This window comes from uncultured Streptococcus sp., assembly GCF_963545685.1.
GTDB lineage: Bacteria > Bacillota > Bacilli > Lactobacillales > Streptococcaceae > Streptococcus.
Genome location: NZ_CAUUKN010000035.1, coordinates 1 through 16,855, shown reverse-complemented (window position 1 = coordinate 16,855; position 16,855 = coordinate 1). Strand labels below are relative to the sequence as shown.

Here is a 16,855-nt window from a genome sequence, read left to right as displayed (position 1 = left end):
TATAGCACAGGAAGTGATTTTTTGCGCTTTTTTACTGTTTTTTTCAAATAAAAAGACAAGGCTTAATCCTTGTCTTAAATTGAAGTAAATGGTTTTTATAGACTTTTTCACGGTGGAAGGTCCGCCTTGGAAGGCATCAAAAATGATTAGCGGAATTTCTATAAATCACGTTTTACAACTAGTCTTTATCTCGCTTTAGGGTTGCTATAAAGCGTGCAACCTTACTCTTTGCATACTTAAAGTCAATATTATTTTCCTTAAGAAAGGCATCAAAGTCATCTTTACCTCTCTCGGCATCTGAAACTTCCAACTCAAGCTCATAGTCTTTCTTGTCAGCATAGACATTGACATCAAGTGCCATGAGACCAATATTGGTCTGGTATTCACGACGGGTTGTGGTTAAATGTCCGAGGATGGTTAGGTCCTCTAACTTAACCCCACGTTCCAGAAGAATGGACCTGATTTGGCAATCAGGGAAGTCAAGAGACTTGGTCATAGCCTTAGCCTCTGCACAGTCCATGGTGACGTTGTATTCCATATTTCCGACCTTTTCCGGAATTTTCAAGGTCAGCTCACCATGAGTGGGAAGGGTTCTGATACGCAAAGACAACTTTTTATTCCTCATGTCACTTCGGGGTGTATCAATGTAGTAGTTGGTTTGCGTAACAGGTGTTACATGGGAGAAAAGCACTGCTAAACGATTGTACTCGTCTTTGGTGAGCAGAGTCTTGTACTCTATCTCTAAATGGTTCATGTGTGTCCTCCCTTGTTCTTTTAAATGTGGTATAATATAACAGATTGTATTTATTTTATAAAAAACTAAAGCTTTTGACAAGGAGGAGTCCTATCTTGACCATGGATTGGGAACAATTTTTAGACCCTTATATTCAGGCTGTAGGTGAGCTCAAAATTAAGCTCCGAGGTATTCGTAAACAATTTCGTAAGCAAAATCGTCACTCGCCTATTGAGTTTGTGACGGGACGTGTGAAGTCAGTGGCTTCCATTGAAGAGAAAATTGCCTTGCGTGGTCTGTCTGTTGAGAATTTAGCAAAGGATATGCAAGATATTGCAGGACTGCGTATTATGGTTCAATTTGTTGATGATGTGGATGAGGTCTTGAGTCTTCTGCGTCACCGTAGTGATATGACCATAGTCTCAGAGCGTGATTATATTAGGAACCGTAAACACTCGGGTTACCGCTCTTACCATGTTATCGTGTCCTATCCGGTTGATACCATTGATGGTCGTAAGGAAATTTTGGCTGAGATTCAGATCAGGACTTTGGCTATGAACTTTTGGGCCACCATTGAACATTCCCTTAATTATAAGTATCAGGGAAATTTTCCAGAGGAGATTAAACTTCGCTTGGAAACTACAGCCCGTATGGCTTATGAGCTTGACGAAGAAATGCGTAAGATACGAGATGACATTAGAGAAGCCCAATTGCTCTTTGATCCAATCAACAGAACTTTGAAAGATAGTGTAGGAAATAGTGATGACACAGATGAAGACCTTTTCTGATAAGATGAAGGTAGCTATTATTGCCAATGGCAAACCTCAAAGCAGGCGTGTTGCCTCAAAACTTTTTAATGCCTTTCGAGATGACCCTGATTTTTATTTGACTAAGAAAAATCCTGATGTGATTATCTCTATTGGTGGTGATGGCATGTTGCTATCGTCTTTCCACATGTATGAAAAAGAGCTCTCTCGTGTCCGTTTTGTGGGGATTCACACGGGGCATTTAGGTTTTTATACAGATTACTTGGATAGTGAAGTGGATCAATTAATTGAAACCCTGCGTAAGGATAATGGAGCTAAGATTTCCTACCCTCTTTTAAATGTCACCTTAACCTTGGCTGATGGGCGCTCTTTCACGTCTATTGCCCTCAATGAAGCAGCAATTAAGCGTAACGAGAAGACTATGGCGGCAGATGTTTGCCTTAATGATGTCCTGTTTGAGAGCTTCCGTGGAGATGGGTTATCTGTATCGACGCCTACGGGCTCAACCGCCTACAATAAATCTTTGGGGGGTGCGGTACTTCATCCCACTATTGAAGCCTTACAGTTGACAGAAATTGCTAGTCTTAATAATCGTGTTTACCGTACCTTAGGTAGTCCACTCATCGTGCCAAAACATGAGAAGATTACTGTCTATCCTACTCGAATGGGGAGCTACACTCTGTCAGTTGATAATAAGACCTATACCAACCGTAATGTGAAAAAGGTAGAATTTTCGATTGACCAACGTAAGATTTCGTTTGTGGCTAGTGCTAGCCACACTAGTTTTTGGGAACGGGTCCGTGAATCCTTTATTGGAGACCTGGAAGAATGAGATATGAATTTACTGTAGGACGTTCATGTCGAGTGAAGACCTTTTTGAAGGAGCACGATATTTCAAAAGGACTTCTGGCCAAGATTAAGTTTGAGGGTGGTCATATCTGGGTCAATGGTGAGGAGCAGTTTGCAACTTATCCTGTCCATGAGGGAGACGTGGTTGCCATAGAAATTCCTGATGAGGCACCGCATGAAACCCTAAAGCCAATTCCTTTTGACTTGGATATAGTCTATGAGGATGATAACTTTTTGGTGATTAATAAACCCTATGGCTATGCTAGTATTCCAAGTGTTAACCATGATAATACCATGGCTAATTTTGTCAAACATCACTTTGTCAGCAACAATTATCCCAACCAGCGTGTCCATATCGTGACACGTTTGGATAAGGACACCTCTGGTCTCATGATGTTTGCCAAGCATGGTTACGCACATGCTCGTATGGATAAACAGTTACAACAGAAGTCTATCAAGAAACATTACTATGCCTTGGTTGAAGGAGACACCAAACTTGAGCAACAGGGTGAAATCATTGCACCGATTGCGCGAGATGTGGATTCTATTATCACTCGACGCGTCCATGAATCGGGGAAATATGCCCACACTAGTTATCGTTTGGTAGGTGATTATGGTAGGGTTAAACTGGTTGATATCAATTTGCATACTGGACGTACTCACCAGATTCGTGTCCACTTTGCTCACTTGGGACTCCCACTTTTGGGAGATGACCTTTATGGTGGTTCTCTAGACTATGGAATTGAGCGCCAGGCTTTGCATTGTCACCGTCTTGCATTTGTTGATCCTTTCACCAAAAAAGAGATGGTCCATGCATCTTCCTTGACAGATGATTTTGAAACCGTTATCATGAACTTACAAACTAAAAAGATTGATTGAGGAATTTTTTTATGCGTAGTCTATTTGGTGAACTTCGTGAACATATTTCAGGGAAAGGTGTTAAGATTGTTTTCCCTGAGGGTAATGACGACCGTGTGGTTCGTGCAGCTGCCCGTTTGAAATTTGAAGGATTGGTTGATCCTATTATTTTGGGAGACCCAGCAGAGGTTCACAAAATCTTGAATGATCTTGGTTTTGCAGACTTTACCTATACTATTATTAATCCTGAAACCTATGAAGATTTCGAGGAAATGAAGGAAAAATTTGTTGAAGTCCGTAAAGGGAAAGCGACAATGGAAGATGCGGAAAAGTTGCTTCGTGATGTCAACTATTTTGGTGTTATGTTAGTTAAACTTGGTTTAGCAGATGGAATGGTTTCAGGTGCGATTCACTCAACAGCGGATACCGTTCGTCCTGCCCTTCAAATTATCAAAACAAAACCTGGTATTTCTCGTACATCAGGTGTCTTCCTTATGAACCGTGAAAATACCGATCATCGTTTGGTGTTTGCCGACTGTGCTATCAATATTGAACCAAATTCTCAAGAATTGGCAGAAATTGCTATTAATACTGCCGAAACAGCTAAAGTTTTTGGTATTGATCCTAAAGTGGCGATGCTTAGCTTCTCAACAAAAGGTTCTGCTAAATCACCAAAAGTTGACAGGGTTGTTCAAGCAACAAAAATTGCTAAAGAAATGCGTCCTGACTTGGCTATTGATGGTGAGTTGCAGTTCGATGCAGCATTTGTTCCAGCAACAGCAGCTATTAAGGCTCCAGATAGTGACGTAGCAGGACATGCTAATGTCTTTGTCTTCCCTGGCTTGCAGGCCGGTAATATCGGTTATAAGATTGCCCAACGTTTGGGAATGTTCGAAGCTATCGGACCAATCTTACAAGGTCTTAATAAACCAGTAAACGATCTTTCTCGTGGTGCTAGTGCTGAAGATATTTACAACTTAGCTATTATCACAGCTGCTCAAGTTCTTAATAACTAATTTTGTCAAAAAAAACAGAGGTCTGACCAAGATGTTAGATCTTTTTCGTTTTATGCATGGTTGCTGATTAAAAATAAATCGTATTAAGTGACTAAAAACACTTGATATATGGGCTAGTACAGCATTTATCAACTTTAGGCAAATGATTTCAGCTTTCAAAAGATTAATTTAAAAGCTATGATACTTGATTATTTATGCTATAATAAAGTTATAAAATATTTTTTTGGAGAATTTTTATGAAAAAAAGCAAATGGTTGGCCCTAGCAGGTGTCGCACTTCTTAGTGTTGGTGTGTTAGTGGCTTGTTCATCTAAGTCAAGCACTAGCGGAACTACTTATGGTAACATTTATAATTCGGATCCAGAAACCCTGGATTATATTACATCAAATACGGGACCTACAACAACTGCTGTGACTAATGGTGTAGATGGACTTATGGAAGCAGACAAATATGGTAATCTTGTCCCTTCAGTAGCTGAAGACTGGTCTGTGTCTCAAGATGGTCTTACTTATACCTATAAAATCCGTAAAGGGGTTAAATGGTATACTTCTGATGGTGAAGAGTACGCCGATGTTACTGCTAAGGACTTTGTAACGGGCCTTAAACATGCTGCAGATGCCAAAGCAGGTGCTCTCTATTTGGTTCAAGATTCTATTGCTGGCTTGTCTGACTATCTCTCTGGTGCCAATAAAGATTTCGCGAGTGTGGGTGTCAAGGCAATTGATGACCATACTTTGCAGTACACGCTTAAGAAACCCGAACCATACTGGAACTCTAAGACAACCTATGGTTTGCTTTTCCCAGTAAATGAAGACTTTCTAAAGAGTAAAGGAAAAGATTTTGGTAAATCAACAGACCCAACCTCTATCCTCTATAATGGACCTTTCCTTCTCAAATCTTTGACAGCTAAATCATCGATTGAGTTGACTAAGAATGAAAATTATTGGGACAAGAAAAATGTACACTTTGATGCCATCAAACTGTCATATTATGATGGTTCGGATCAAGAGGCTCAAGAACGTGGTTTCACTGATGGTGCCTATAGTGTGGCTCGTGTCTTCCCAACGAGTTCAAACTATGCTTCTGTAGAGAAGAAATATAAAGACAATATTTATTACACAGCACCAGGTGCCTGGACATCAGCTATTGGTGTAAACATTGACCGCCAAAGCTATAAATTCTCAGCTAAGAAAACGGATGCTGAAAAGACATCAACTAAGAAAGCTCTTTTAAATAAAGACTTCCGTCAAGCAATTAACTTTGCCATTGACCGTACGGCTTATCAATCACAAGTTAACGGTAAAGATGGTGCAGCCCTCGCTCTTCGTAATCTCTTTGTGCCTTATGATTTTGTGAGTGCAGGTGATAAGACTTTCGGAGATCTTGTTACAGAGAAAATGTCTTCATATGGGGATGAATGGTCAGGTGTCAATTTTGCTGATGGCCAAGATGGTCTCTACAATGCTGAAAAAGCTAAGACTGAGTTTGCCAAAGCCAAAGAGGCTCTTCAAGGAGAAGGTGTTCAATTCCCAATTCACTTAGACCTTCCAGTTGACCAAACTGCAAAACTCAACGTTTCTAAAGCTCAGTCTTTGAAACAAACCATTGAAAAATCATTGGGTAGCGAGAATGTCGTAATTGATATTAACCAATTGTCATCTGATGATATGCAAAATGCAACCCTTAATGCGGCAAATGCAGCAGCAGAAGACTGGGATATTTCAAATGGAGTTATTTGGAGTCCAGACTATCAAGATCCATCAACCTACCTTGATATCTTTAAGACAACTTCAAGTGAAAACACCAAGACTTTCATGGGTTATGATGATCCAAATAATGCGGCAGCGGCTCAAGTAGGCCTCAAAGACTATGATGCCTTGCTCGATTCAGCAGCTTCAGAAACAAGTGACCTTAATGTTCGTTACGACCGTTATGCTCAAGCTCAAGCATGGTTGGAGGACAGCTCGCTTATCATTCCATTGACTGTTGGTAATGGTGCAGCACCAGTTATCTCACGCTTGACGCCATTTACAGGTGCTTATACACAGGTGGGTGATAAAAGCTCAGCAGACTACTTCAAATATGTGAAACCACAAGAAAAAGTAGTTACTAAGAAAGAATATGAACAGAGTCGTGAAAAATGGCTTAAAGAAAAGAAAGAATCTAACGAAAAAGCTCAAAAAGATCTTGAGAATCACGTTAAATAATAAACTTGAGGAAAAGGCAAATTGCCTTTTTCTTTTGTCAAAAAAGGGGCTAATTCCTAGTGTTCATAAGGGGTATAATTGTGAGAAAGCCAGCATAAGACAAAATATTCTGAAAATTGTACTCATCTTATTTTTTATGGTATAATGTTGGTGCATAAAAAAAGATTTTTTGGAGAATGCTTATGAAAAAAAGTAAATGGTTGGCCCTTGCGGGTGTATCGCTTCTAAGTGTTGGGGTTTTAGTGGCTTGTTCATCAAAATCAAACACTTCAAGCAATACTTATAACTATGTTTATACTGCTGATCCTGAAACATTGGATTACCTTATTTCAAATAAAGGTTCAACGACTGATGCTGTAACAAATGGTGTCGACGGCCTTTTGGAAAACGATAAATATGGGAACTTGGTACCTTCTATTGCCAAGGATTGGACAGTTTCAGCTGATGGTTTAACTTATACTTACAAACTTCGTAAGGGAGTTAAATGGTATACTTCAGATGGTGAAGAGTATGCGGAAGTGACAGCCAAAGACTTTGTAACAGGGCTTAAGCATGCTGCTGATAAAAAGACCGAGTCAATCTACTTGGCAAAAGATTCAGTAGCAGGTCTTGCTGAATATTTTGAGGGTACTGATAAAGACTTTTCTAAAGTTGGCGTTAAAGCTATTGATGATTACACACTTCAGTATACCCTTAAGCAACCAGAACCTTACTGGAATTCTAAGATGACTTATTCTCTCTTCTGGCCTGTAAATGAAGAGTTTCTTAAGTCAAAAGGGGATAGCTTTGGTAAATCAACAGATCCATCATCTATCCTCTATAATGGTCCATACATCCTTAAGTCATTGACAGCTAAATCATCTATCGAGTTGGCTAAAAATGAAAACTATTGGGATAAGAAAAATGTTCACTTTGATGGCATTAAATTATCTTTCTACGACGCTTCTGACCAAGAATCGCTTGTCCGTAATTTCACTGACGGAGCTTATAGTCAAGCACGTCTCTATCCAACAAGCTCAAACTTTGATTCAGTAGAAAAACAATATAAAGATAATATCTTCTATACACAACCTTCTGCGGATATTGGTGGTGTTGGTGTTAATATTGACCGTCAGTCTTACAATCATACTTCTAAGAAGACAGATGCTGAGAAAGACTCAACTAAGAAAGCTCTTCTTAACAAGGACTTCCGTCAATCAGTTAACTTCGCTATTGACCGTACAGCTTATTCAGCACAGCTTAATGGTGAGAAGGGGGCAGCCCTAGCGGTTCGTAACCTACTCGTGAAACCAGACTTCGTTTATGCTGGAGACAAGTCATTCGGCGATTTGGTAACTGAAAAGATGGCTTCATATGGTGACGAGTGGTCAGGTGTTGACTTTAAAGACAGTCAAGATGGTATCTTCAATGCTGATAAAGCGAAGGCTGAATTTAACAAAGCTAAGGAAGCTCTTCAAGCAGAAGGTGTTCAATTCCCAATTCACTTGGACCTTCCAGTTGACCAAGCAGCTAAATCAACGGTTGCACGTGCACAATCTTTGAAACAATCTGTTGAAAAAACACTAGGTAAAGAAAATGTCGTGGTAGATGTTAATCAAATGTCTCAAGATGATCTTCTAAATAGCACATTGTATGCAGCTAATGCAGCGGCAGAAGACTGGGATATCAATATCTCAGTAGCTTGGGCTCCTGACTACGAAGACCCATCAACATTCCTCGATATCTTCAAAACAACAGCTAGTGAGAACACAAAAACTTACATGGGATTTGACGATCCTAACAATGCAGCAGCAGCTCAAGTAGGTCTTAAAGACTATGATGCTTTGGTTGATAATGCAGCTAAGGAAACAAGCGACCTCAATGTACGTTATGAACGTTATGCTGAAGCACAAGCTTGGTTGGCAGACAGCTCACTCTTTATGCCACTTATGGTTAATAAAGGTGCTGCTCCAATGGTAGCGCGTTTGACACCGTTCTCAGGTGCCTACTCTCAAGTAGGACCTAAGGGTTCTGACCGATACTTCAAGTATCTTGAACCTCAAAAAGATGTTGTCACTAAGAAAAACTATGATAAAGCCCGTGAAAACTGGCTTAAAGAAAAGTCTAAGTCCAACGAAGAAGCTCAAAAAGACCTTGAGAAACACGTTAAATAAAAGGACGATGGAACTTTCTCATTTGATTGGGAAAGTTCTTTTAGAATTAAAGGAAGAGACATGAAAAAATACATTTTATTGAGAACCCTCCGTTCTCTATTGTCAATATTTGTCGTGACGGCCTTGACCTATACGATTATCTATACCATGGTGCCGAGGCGTCTGATTTTCAGACAGGACCCTAACTACAATAAGATTGCAAAAACAGCTGATTCTAAGACAAACTATGAAAATACAATCTTTGAACGTATGGGGTACATTGATTACTATGACACCAAGGAGTTGCAGGAGAAAGCCAGCACACTTGATAAGTCGGTAACAACTAAGCCAACAGAAGCCAATAGAGCTATCTACCAAAAATATGTGGATAGTTTGGGAAATGGCTGGCGTTTGCATCAGTTCAAACAAAGTAAGCAATTCTATGCGACACGTGATGTGCCAGTACTTGAACGTGTGTTTGAATTCTACAAGAACCTCTTTGAATTTGACCATACTGGATGGGTTAAAGATAAAACGAATCCAAACTTGAAGCGTTATATCCGTATTGAAAATGACCCAGCTATTGGTTGGTCAGTTGTTGGTTCAGGGACTAAGCACAAATATTTGCTTTACTTTAACAGTCAGTTCCCATTTGTTCACCAAAACTTTGTGAAGATGAATCTTGGAACTTCATACCCAACTTATGCTGAGCAAGGTGTTCTTGATGTTATTACCCAAGGTCAAGGTCAAACAAAAAGCTCTGAGGTCAACTTCCCTACTGGTAAGAGAATATCTTCAGTAGATATCTATTCTCGTACTTATAAATCACCTAGTCAGGCTGACGCTAGAGATCGTTCTTACTTTGGCGATGATCCGTACACATCTACTAAGAACCGCTATCAATACCCATCAATGTTGGCAAGCTCTGCCATTGCTGGTTTGATTGGTTTGCTCTTGTCTTATGCTTTAGCGATTCCATTGGGATCTTACATGGCACGCTTTAAAAACACACTCTTTGATAGTGTGTCAACAGGTGTCTTGACTTTCTTGCTCTCTCTACCAACGATTGCCTTGGTATATATCATTCGCTTGATTGGTTCTGAGATTGGTCTACCTGATTCCTTCCCTATCTTGGGTGCGGGTGACTGGCGTTCTTACGTCTTGCCATCTGTTATTCTCGGTCTCTTGTCAACACCAGGTCTTGCGATTTGGATTCGTCGTTACATGATTGACTTGCAATCACAAGACTTCGTTCGTTTTGCACGTGCTAAAGGTTTGTCAGAACAAGAAATTTCCAACAAACACATTTTCAAGAATGCGATGGTTTCCTTGGTTTCAGGAATTCCAGCATCTATTGTTGGGGTTATCACAGGGGCAACCTTGACAGAAACAATCTTCGCCTACCCTGGTATGGGTAAAATGTTGATCGACTCTGTTCGTGCTTCTAATAATGCTATGGTTGTTGGTCTGGTATTTATTTTCACAGCCCTCACCGTCTTCTCATTGCTTGTGGGTGATATCCTTATGACTATTATTGACCCACGTATCAAATTGACATCTAAAGGAGGTAAATAATGGCTTCAATTGATAAAAGTAAGTTCCAATTTGTAAAGCGCGATGATTTTGCCTCTGAAACAATTGATGCACCGGCTTATTCATACTGGAAATCAGTGATGCGTCAATTCTTTAAAAAGAAATCAACAATTGTAATGTTGGGAATCTTGATTGCCATCGTTTTGATGAGTTTCATCTACCCAATGTTCTCTAAATTTGACTTCAATGATGTCTCAAAAGTAAATGATTTCAGTTTGCGTTACTTACATCCAAACGCTCAATACTGGTTCGGTACTGACAGTAATGGTAAATCTCTGTTTGACAGTGTTTGGTTTGGAGCTCGTAATTCTATCCTTATTGCTGTTATCGCTACCTTCCTTAATGTTCTTATTGGTTTGCTTGTAGGTGCCGTTTGGGGGATTTCTAAGACCTTCGATATGATTATGATGGAAATCTACAACATCATCTCAAATATTCCTGCTCTCCTTGTGGTTATCGTCTTGACTTACTCATTGGGTGCTGGTTTCTGGAATATGATTTTTGCCATGACCATAACAGGTTGGATTGGTATTGCCTACACAATCCGTATTCAAATTATGCGTTACCGTGATTTGGAGTATAACTTGGCTTCTCGTACTTTGGGAACACCAACTGCTAAGATTGTGATTAAAAATATCATGCCACAACTTGTGTCAGTTATCGTGACCATGGCTAGTCAGCTCTTACCAGGATTTATCTCTTACGAGGCCTTCCTTTCCTACTTTGGTTTGGGGCTTCCCGTTACGACGCCTAGTCTTGGTCGTTTGATTTCAGACTATGCACAGAACGTTACTGTTAATGCTTATCTCTTCTGGATTCCATTGACTACCTTGATTCTCGTTTCTCTCTCTCTCTTTATTGTCGGTCAAAACTTGGCGGACGCCAGTGACCCACGTACGCATAGATAGGAGTCCAATATGACAGAAAATAAAAATGTAATATTATCGGCTCGCGATATCGTCGTGGAATTTGACGTTCGTGACCGTGTTTTGACAGCTATTCGAGGGGTTTCTCTTGATTTGGTTGAAGGTGAAGTTCTAGCCTTGGTTGGTGAGTCTGGTTCAGGGAAATCAGTGTTGACCAAAACTTTTACAGGGATGCTGGAAGAAAATGGCCGTGTAGCCAGTGGATCTATCGACTATCGTGGCAAAGACTTGACTAAGTTTAAGAGTCACCAAGATTGGGCACCTATCCGTGGAGCTAAGATTGCAACTATCTTTCAAGATCCAATGACCAGTCTTGATCCAATTAAGACTATCGGAAGTCAAATTGTTGAAGTTATTGTCAAGCACCAAGGCAAATCAGCCAAGGAAGCTAAAAAAATGGCCATCGATTATATGGATAAGGTTGGTATTCCGGATGCTGAAAAACGTTTCAATGAATATCCTTTCCAATACTCTGGTGGGATGCGTCAACGTATCGTTATTGCCATTGCCTTGGCTTGTCATCCTGATGTCCTTATCTGTGATGAACCAACGACTGCCCTTGATGTGACCATTCAAGCTCAAATCATTGACCTCTTGAAATCACTCAAAGAGGAGTATGGTTTCTCAGTCATTTTCATTACCCATGACCTTGGTGTCGTAGCAAGTATCGCGGACAAGGTTGCTGTTATGTATGCTGGCGAAATCATTGAATACGCAACTGTTGAGGAAATTTTCTATGAGCCTTGTCATCCATATACGTGGAGCTTGCTTTCAAGCCTGCCACAATTGGCTGACGATAAGGGTGAACTCTTCTCAATTCCAGGGACGCCACCATCACTTTATACACCAGTTGTTGGGGATGCCTTTGCCTTGCGTTCGGATTATGCTTTGCAGATTGACTTTGAGGAAAAAGCACCACAATTCCAAGTTTCAGATACTCACTGGGCTAAGACCTGGCTCTTACATGAGGATGCGCCAAAAGTTGATAAACCTGCGGTTATCCAAAATCTACATGAAAAAATCCGAGCTAATATGGGATTTGCACATTTAGGAGATGAGGAGGAAGGCAATGCCTGAGAAGTTAGTTGAAGTAAAAGATGTGGAGATTTCCTTCGGTGAAGGAAGCAAGAAATTCGTTGCTGTCCACAATGCTAATTTTTTCATCAACAAGGGTGAAACCTTCTCCCTCGTTGGTGAGTCTGGTAGTGGTAAAACTACTATTGGACGTGCCATTATTGGTTTAAATGAGACAAGTAATGGTGAGATTATTTTTGATGGTAAGAAAATCAATGGACGCTTAACTCACTCTGAGAAAAACGACCTTATCCGTCGTATCCAGATGATTTTCCAAGACCCTGCAGCTAGTTTGAATGAACGTGCAACAGTCGATTATATCTTGTCTGAGGGCTTGTACAATTTCCATCTTTATAAAGATGAGGAAGAACGTAAGGCTAAAATCAAGGAAATCATCAAAGAAGTAGGACTTCTTGAAGAGCACTTGACACGTTATCCGCACGAATTTTCTGGGGGACAACGTCAACGTATCGGGATTGCGCGTTCTTTGGTCATGCAGCCTGATTTGGTTATCGCTGACGAACCAATCTCAGCCCTTGACGTGTCAGTTCGTGCCCAAGTTTTAAACCTGCTTAAGAAATTCCAAAAAGATTTGGGATTGACCTATCTCTTTATCGCTCATGACTTGTCAGTGGTACGTTTCATTTCTGACCGTATCGCTGTTATCTATAAGGGGACAATCGTGGAAGTTGCTGAGACAGAAGAACTCTACAACAATCCTATCCACCCTTACACCAAGTCACTCTTGTCTGCTGTTCCTATTCCAGACCCAATCTTGGAACGTAAGAAAGTCTTGAAGGTTTATGATCCAAACCAACACGACTATTCGGTTGATAAACCAGAAATGGTTGAAGTACGTCCAGGTCACTTCGTTTGGGGTAACAAGTCAGAAATTGAGACTTATCGTAAAGAACAAAGTAGGTAAGTCTTTTCAATGCAAAAAAAAAATCGTGTTCCAAAAAGGAACACGGTTTTTCTTCTTTAGTCCAAATTTAAGCGCTTTGTCATGATATAGTAGGTACCGAAGTAACTTGCTGCGATGAGAATAAGAGACTGAACTAGACTAAAAATATATGACGAGTTATTAATGACAGTATTTGTTGCATCTCCGGTCAAAGCTAAAGCTGCACCGATTCCAAAGAAGAAACCAATAAAGAATAGGATGGCCTGAATGGCGAAATAAGCGACAAATCCCATAAGCACTTTGTTAGTGTTGAAGAGGTTTCCGATACTAATACAGAGGTAATAGAATAGGATACTGCTAATTGTTCCTAAAATGGTAGAAGGGATGAAGAGGTAAAGGGAACCCATTTCTTTTAGGAGCTGTCCAAAGTTGCTCGTAATCAGTAGGAAATCTTTTAAGTCTACGTTAAATGCGGCTATAATAGCAATCGAAGCGAGTACAACGAGACTAGAAATCGTATTTAAAATAAAGGCTACAAAAAGTTTCGATAAGATCAATTGGTGGGCAGAAACTGGGAGTGTATTGGTTAGATAGCCTTCTCTCCCAAAGATAGTCTTTGCAAAGTGTCTAATAATAAGGACTATTGTCGCTATATAAATGGTTCCCCATACAATAATGGTAGCAAAAACCATCAGTGTGAAGAAAGCAAAAAAGAGTAGACTAGGTTCTTCGTTACTGTGTTCATAGGTGAAAAGTAATTTGTGAAGCATTAAGCCTAAGGGAATAGAGAGTAGGATGGCAATACCATAGATGCCAAGATACCACTTGCGGACTGATTGTAATTCATACTTAACTAAATTCCAAAACATGCTCTTACCTCCTAGTTGTGGAACATCTCTCTAAAGAGTTTGTCAATGGACTTACCATTGGCTTGACGGATATTATCTGCGTCGCCTTGAAGTTCAATCTGACCGTATTTTAAGAAGACAACTTCATCTAGGACAGATTCAATGTCTGCAATCAAATGGGTTGAAATAATAACAGAAGCATCTTCAGAGTATTGGTTGATGATAGTTTTAAGGATATAGTCACGTGATGCAGGATCGACCCCACCAATAGGTTCATCAAGAAGATAGAGTTTAGCCTCACGACTCATTACCAAAATCAACTGAATTTTTTCTTTGTTACCTTTTGAAAGGTCTTTAAGGCGCAAATCAGGCTGAAGCTTTAGATCCTCCAAGAGTTGCAAGGCAAGAGGATAGCGGAAGTCAGCGTAAAAATCCTGGAAGAAATCCAAGTAGTACTGGATTGTCTTACTTTCATCTAAATAGGTTGTGTCAGGCAAATAAGCCACTTGCGCCTTAGTGATAGGTGACGGCTGTAATCCATTAATGGTCACTAAACCAGAAGTGGGTTGAAGGAGGCCGTTCAAAATTTTGATTAGGGTTGTTTTACCACTACCGTTTGGACCTAAAAGGCCAACAATTTTTCCTGACGGGATGGACATGGTCACATCTCTAAGGGCTGGAATACCATTATAGGTCTTGGTGAGATTTGTTAGAGTTACAATATCAGTCATTGGTCTATGAGTCCTTTCCTGTTTGTTCGATGTAGTCAGTGATGATAGTCTTGATTTCAGGTGAGCTAAAACCAATGGCTGTCATCTCAGTGACAAAGTTTTTCATGAGACTTTGAGCAATCTCGTGTCGTTTTTGATCAATGAGTTTCTCATCTTCTGTAACGAAGCGACCAGACGTACGAGCAGAATAGACCAATCCCTCTTTTTCAAGTTCTTGGAAGGCTCTTTGTACGGTGTTGGGATTGACTCCAGCTTCTTGAGCAAACTCTCTCACGGGCAAAAGTTGTTGTCCCATACTTAATTCTTTGGAAGCTATCTTCAGTTTGACACGATAGGCGATTTGGAGATAGATTGGTGATTTTTCATCAAATGTCCAAGCCATAAGAGACTCCTTTCTAGGAAATATCATTACATTATTTTTGTACTATAGTAATGATACAACTTAAAAGCATAATTTGCAAGTGAAATACTATATTTTCTCTAATTTCTTTGGCTTTTCCCTAACTTATATCCTTATTTTTGGTACAATAGGGACAAGTATATTCGACCTGAAGGGAGATTATTTTGAATATTTTAGCGACAGATATGGATGGTACTTTTTTGGACCACCTTGGTGCTTATGATAAGGCTCGTTTAGATAAGTTTTTGGATGCTTGTGAAGCTAAAGGTTTTGTCTTTACAGTAGCTTCTGGTCGAGCTCTCTTAGCTTTGGAAGAGTTATTCGATGGATTTGTAGACCGTATTGCTATTATTGCGGAAAATGGGGCCTTGGTTCAGTATAAGGGTGAAGTTTTGTTTGAGTCTAAGCTAGAACCTAAAGATTATTTGGAAATTGCAGAGACGACCTTAGCCTTACCAACTTGTGAGGGAATTCTTTTGTCAGGACGTCGTGGTGCCTATGCTCCAGGAGATGCAGATCCAGCCTATCTTAAGGCCATGGAACGCTACTATGAAAATGTCATGGCAACAGACCTTGAAACGGTCACAGATGATATTTTCAAGGTAACTGCTAAGTTTCAAGGGAATACCATCATGGAAAGTGGTGACTATCTCAATACGATTTTTGAGGATATGACAGCTGTAACTACTGGCTTTGATTCTATGGATATTATCCTAAAAGGTGTAGACAAGGGATTTGGACTTTACCATCTTTGTCAAGAGTTGGGGCGTCAGGCTTCAGATGTCGTTGCCTTTGGTGATAATCTCAATGATATGGAGATGCTGACATTTGCAGGGCGTGCGGTTGCTACGGAAAATGCACGTGATGAGATTAAGGCCGTAGCAGATGAGGTGATTGGTCACCATAAAGACGGTGCAGTCTTTGACTACATGGAAGGATTGGTAGGTGCAGATGTCTGAGATTAAATTGTTGGCCTTAGATTTGGATGGGACGCTCTTTACCAAGGATAAGCAAGTGACTGCTGACAATAGAGCTGCTCTTAAGGCAGCCGAAGCTAAGGGGGTTCATGTGGTCATCACAACTGGTCGTCCCCTTGCAGCTATTAATCATGTCTTGGAAGATTTGGGTTTGTTAGATGACAAGCACTATAGCGTAACCTTCAATGGTGGCTTGGTTCAGCGTAATAACGGTGATATCTTAATCAAGAAAGAGATGACCCGAGATGATTTAAAGCAGATTTATGCTATTTTTGAACCTCTGGGACTCCCTATGGATGTTCTTAGTGATGGCATTGTCTATGGGGTGCCTAGTAAAGGGAATCATTCGCTCTATCGTCAGGCTAATCCTACTTTGACTTTTGTTGATGTGGATAGCATTGATGACATTCCGCAAGATATCGTCTATAATAAGGTAGTTACGGTCTGTGAGGAAGCGTTTTTGGATGCCCAAATTGAAAAACTACCTGACCATCTATACCAAGCGTTTGAGGTCTTTAAGTCTCGCGAAATTATCCTAGAGGTTATGCCCAAGGGTGTTCATAAAGCTGTAGGTTTGAGACTCTTGACTGATTATCTTGCTCTTGATAGAAGTCAAGTCATGGCTATGGGAGATGAAGAAAATGATTTGACCATGTTAGAGTGGGCTGGTCTGGGTGTTGCGATGGCGAATGGTGTTCCTAAGGTTAAGGCTGTTGCTAAGGCTGTAACGACAAAAACAAATGAAGAATCTGGAGTGGCTGAGGCCATCCATAAATACATTCTAGAGAAATAAGGAGAACCAGATGGGTCTATTTGATCGATTATTTGGACAAGAGGAAA

16 protein-coding genes are annotated in these 16,855 nt (G+C 40.3%); 12 read left to right on the top strand and 4 right to left on the bottom strand.

The genetic code is table 11. The annotated features are described in order from the left end of the window. Nucleotides 1-178: 178 nt before the first annotated feature. On the bottom strand, nucleotides 179-754 hold the full coding sequence (locus tag RWZ99_RS06935) for a CYTH domain-containing protein (RefSeq protein WP_314677334.1): 576 nt from the start codon (nucleotides 752-754) through the stop codon (nucleotides 179-181). A gap of 95 nt (nucleotides 755-849) precedes the next feature. Here RWZ99_RS06935 and RWZ99_RS06930 point away from each other — a divergent pair, with 95 nt between their 5' ends. The 10 genes from RWZ99_RS06930 to RWZ99_RS06885 all read left to right on the top strand — a co-directional run bounded on the left by RWZ99_RS06930 (nucleotide 850) and on the right by RWZ99_RS06885 (nucleotide 13,080). Beyond that, on the top strand, nucleotides 850-1,521 hold the full coding sequence (locus RWZ99_RS06930) for a GTP pyrophosphokinase family protein (protein WP_314677332.1): 672 nt from the start codon (nucleotides 850-852) through the stop codon (nucleotides 1,519-1,521). Beyond that, nucleotides 1,496-2,332: an NAD kinase gene (locus RWZ99_RS06925; RefSeq protein WP_314677330.1), complete on the top strand. Its 837-nt coding sequence runs from the start codon at nucleotides 1,496-1,498 to the stop codon at nucleotides 2,330-2,332. Before RWZ99_RS06930 ends, RWZ99_RS06925 begins: the two co-directional genes overlap by 26 nt. Continuing rightward, nucleotides 2,329-3,228: an RluA family pseudouridine synthase gene (locus RWZ99_RS06920; protein ID WP_314677327.1), complete on the top strand. Its 900-nt coding sequence runs from the start codon at nucleotides 2,329-2,331 to the stop codon at nucleotides 3,226-3,228. Before RWZ99_RS06925 ends, RWZ99_RS06920 begins: the two co-directional genes overlap by 4 nt. A gap of 11 nt (nucleotides 3,229-3,239) precedes the next feature. Then, nucleotides 3,240-4,223: a phosphate acetyltransferase gene (gene pta / locus RWZ99_RS06915; RefSeq protein WP_314677325.1), complete on the top strand. Its 984-nt coding sequence runs from the start codon at nucleotides 3,240-3,242 to the stop codon at nucleotides 4,221-4,223. Between the two features lie 236 nt (nucleotides 4,224-4,459). Further along, nucleotides 4,460-6,430, top strand: coding sequence for a peptide ABC transporter substrate-binding protein (locus RWZ99_RS06910; RefSeq protein WP_314677323.1), 1,971 nt, complete (start codon nucleotides 4,460-4,462; stop codon nucleotides 6,428-6,430). A 182-nt stretch (nucleotides 6,431-6,612) separates the two neighbouring features. Next, nucleotides 6,613-8,583, top strand: coding sequence for a peptide ABC transporter substrate-binding protein (locus tag RWZ99_RS06905; protein WP_314677321.1), 1,971 nt, complete (start codon nucleotides 6,613-6,615; stop codon nucleotides 8,581-8,583). A 60-nt stretch (nucleotides 8,584-8,643) separates the two neighbouring features. Continuing rightward, nucleotides 8,644-10,137: an ABC transporter permease gene (locus RWZ99_RS06900; protein ID WP_314677318.1), complete on the top strand. Its 1,494-nt coding sequence runs from the start codon at nucleotides 8,644-8,646 to the stop codon at nucleotides 10,135-10,137. Further along, nucleotides 10,137-11,063, top strand: a complete 927-nt coding sequence (gene oppC / locus RWZ99_RS06895; RefSeq protein WP_314677316.1) for an oligopeptide ABC transporter permease OppC — start codon at nucleotides 10,137-10,139, stop codon at nucleotides 11,061-11,063. The genes RWZ99_RS06900 and oppC overlap by 1 nt, the downstream gene beginning before the upstream one ends. A 9-nt stretch (nucleotides 11,064-11,072) precedes the next feature. Beyond that, a complete protein-coding gene (locus RWZ99_RS06890) occupies nucleotides 11,073-12,158 on the top strand; it encodes an ABC transporter ATP-binding protein (protein ID WP_314677314.1) in 1,086 nt (361 codons plus the stop codon). Further along, nucleotides 12,151-13,080: an ATP-binding cassette domain-containing protein gene (locus RWZ99_RS06885; RefSeq protein WP_314677312.1), complete on the top strand. Its 930-nt coding sequence runs from the start codon at nucleotides 12,151-12,153 to the stop codon at nucleotides 13,078-13,080. The genes RWZ99_RS06890 and RWZ99_RS06885 overlap by 8 nt, the downstream gene beginning before the upstream one ends. Before the next feature lie 56 nt (nucleotides 13,081-13,136). Here RWZ99_RS06885 and RWZ99_RS06880 read toward each other — a convergent pair whose 3' ends face one another. The 3 genes from RWZ99_RS06880 to RWZ99_RS06870 are packed head-to-tail and all read right to left on the bottom strand — an operon-like array spanning nucleotide 13,137 to nucleotide 15,020. Further along, entirely contained in the window at nucleotides 13,137-13,928 is a 792-nt protein-coding gene (locus tag RWZ99_RS06880) for an ABC transporter permease (RefSeq protein ID WP_314677311.1), read from the bottom strand. An 11-nt stretch (nucleotides 13,929-13,939) separates the two neighbouring features. Further along, nucleotides 13,940-14,638: an ABC transporter ATP-binding protein gene (locus RWZ99_RS06875; protein ID WP_314677309.1), complete on the bottom strand. Its 699-nt coding sequence runs from the start codon at nucleotides 14,636-14,638 to the stop codon at nucleotides 13,940-13,942. A 4-nt stretch (nucleotides 14,639-14,642) separates the two neighbouring features. After that, a complete protein-coding gene (locus RWZ99_RS06870) occupies nucleotides 14,643-15,020 on the bottom strand; it encodes a GntR family transcriptional regulator (protein ID WP_314677307.1) in 378 nt (125 codons plus the stop codon). A 182-nt stretch (nucleotides 15,021-15,202) separates the two neighbouring features. On the opposite strand from RWZ99_RS06870, the gene RWZ99_RS06865 reads away from it, so the two are divergent. After that, nucleotides 15,203-15,997 carry an HAD family hydrolase gene (locus RWZ99_RS06865; protein ID WP_314677305.1) on the top strand — a complete coding sequence of 265 codons (795 nt, stop codon included), beginning with the start codon at nucleotides 15,203-15,205 and terminating at the stop codon, nucleotides 15,995-15,997. Beyond that, nucleotides 15,990-16,808: a Cof-type HAD-IIB family hydrolase gene (locus tag RWZ99_RS06860; RefSeq protein ID WP_314677302.1), complete on the top strand. Its 819-nt coding sequence runs from the start codon at nucleotides 15,990-15,992 to the stop codon at nucleotides 16,806-16,808. Before RWZ99_RS06865 ends, RWZ99_RS06860 begins: the two co-directional genes overlap by 8 nt. Nucleotides 16,809-16,855: the final 47 nt, after the last annotated feature.

Bases quoted from the DNA above. Each gene is read 5' to 3' on its own strand.
- RWZ99_RS06885 (WP_314677312.1), top strand. From the start codon at position 12,151: ATGCCTGAGAAGTTAGTTGAAGTAAAAGATGTGGAGATTTCCTTCGGT.
- RWZ99_RS06905 (WP_314677321.1), top strand. From the start codon at position 6,613: ATGAAAAAAAGTAAATGGTTGGCCCTTGCGGGTGTATCGCTTCTAAGT.
- RWZ99_RS06910 (WP_314677323.1), top strand. From the start codon at position 4,460: ATGAAAAAAAGCAAATGGTTGGCCCTAGCAGGTGTCGCACTTCTTAGT.
- pta (WP_314677325.1), top strand. From the start codon at position 3,240: ATGCGTAGTCTATTTGGTGAACTTCGTGAACATATTTCAGGGAAAGGT.
- RWZ99_RS06880 (WP_314677311.1), bottom strand. From the start codon at position 13,928: ATGTTTTGGAATTTAGTTAAGTATGAATTACAATCAGTCCGCAAGTGG.
- oppC (WP_314677316.1), top strand. From the start codon at position 10,137: ATGGCTTCAATTGATAAAAGTAAGTTCCAATTTGTAAAGCGCGATGAT.
- RWZ99_RS06900 (WP_314677318.1), top strand. From the start codon at position 8,644: ATGAAAAAATACATTTTATTGAGAACCCTCCGTTCTCTATTGTCAATA.
- RWZ99_RS06920 (WP_314677327.1), top strand. From the start codon at position 2,329: ATGAGATATGAATTTACTGTAGGACGTTCATGTCGAGTGAAGACCTTT.
- RWZ99_RS06935 (WP_314677334.1), bottom strand. From the start codon at position 754: ATGAACCATTTAGAGATAGAGTACAAGACTCTGCTCACCAAAGACGAG.
- RWZ99_RS06890 (WP_314677314.1), top strand. From the start codon at position 11,073: ATGACAGAAAATAAAAATGTAATATTATCGGCTCGCGATATCGTCGTG.
- RWZ99_RS06925 (WP_314677330.1), top strand. From the start codon at position 1,496: ATGACACAGATGAAGACCTTTTCTGATAAGATGAAGGTAGCTATTATT.
- RWZ99_RS06875 (WP_314677309.1), bottom strand. From the start codon at position 14,638: ATGACTGATATTGTAACTCTAACAAATCTCACCAAGACCTATAATGGT.
- RWZ99_RS06870 (WP_314677307.1), bottom strand. From the start codon at position 15,020: ATGGCTTGGACATTTGATGAAAAATCACCAATCTATCTCCAAATCGCC.
- RWZ99_RS06860 (WP_314677302.1), top strand. From the start codon at position 15,990: ATGTCTGAGATTAAATTGTTGGCCTTAGATTTGGATGGGACGCTCTTT.